This is a genomic window from Bradyrhizobium sp. PRIMUS42 (assembly GCF_023006515.1).
Taxonomy (GTDB): Bacteria; Pseudomonadota; Alphaproteobacteria; order Rhizobiales; family Xanthobacteraceae; genus Bradyrhizobium.
On sequence record NZ_JALBGZ010001357.1, the window covers coordinates 1 to 780 of the forward strand.

The 780-nt window shown below is 65.4% G+C and carries 1 protein-coding gene; it reads left to right on the top strand.

All coding sequences use genetic code 11. The features are described 5' to 3' along the window. On the top strand, positions 1 to 780 hold a 780-nt coding region (locus tag MOV75_RS40320; protein WP_247008418.1), incomplete at both ends, for a condensation domain-containing protein.

Consider the following 780-nt stretch of genomic DNA (forward strand, 5'->3'; position numbering starts at 1 on the left):
CAGGTGGTGGCGCGAACCAGCGGGCGCGGGCGCGTCGTGTTCGGCACCGTCCTGTTCGGTCGCATGGAGGCCGGCGCCGGCGGTGATCGCACCATGGGCTTGTTCATCAACACCTTGCCGCTGCGGCTCGATCTCGATGACACGGCGGTCGAGGACAGTGTTCGTGATACGCATGGTCGGCTGACCGACCTGATGGCGCACGAGCACGCCTCGCTGGCGCTCGCGCAACGATGCAGCGGCGTCGCGGCGCCAGCGCCTTTGTTCAGCTCGATCTTGAACTATCGACACAATGCAATGCCGGGCGATTTGGTCGCCGACAAGGACGGCTCCGGCATCGAATGGCTCGGTGGCGAAGAACGCACCAACTATCCCCTGATGCTGGCCGTCGAGGATTATGGTCAGGCGCTTGGCTTGACTGCTCAGATCGTCCGTCCGTTCTCGGCCGATCACATCTGCGCCTTGATGCAGCGGGCGCTCGATCAATTGGCCGAGATGCTGGAACACGCGCCGCGCGCGCCGGTCCGGCAGCTCGACATTCTGCCTGTCGAGGAGCGCCAGCTCTTGCTGGAGGCGTGGAATCGGACGCATGCGCAATATTCGGGAGAGCGGTTGTTCGTCGCCCAATTCGAGGCACAGGTCCGGAGGTCACCCGAAGCGATCGCGCTGGTATTCGGCGAGACGGAGCTGAGTTACGCCGCGCTCAACGCGCGTGCCAACCGGCTGGCGCGGCGATTGCGGGACCGCAGCGTCGGGACCGATATCGTGGTCGGGCTGGCGCTC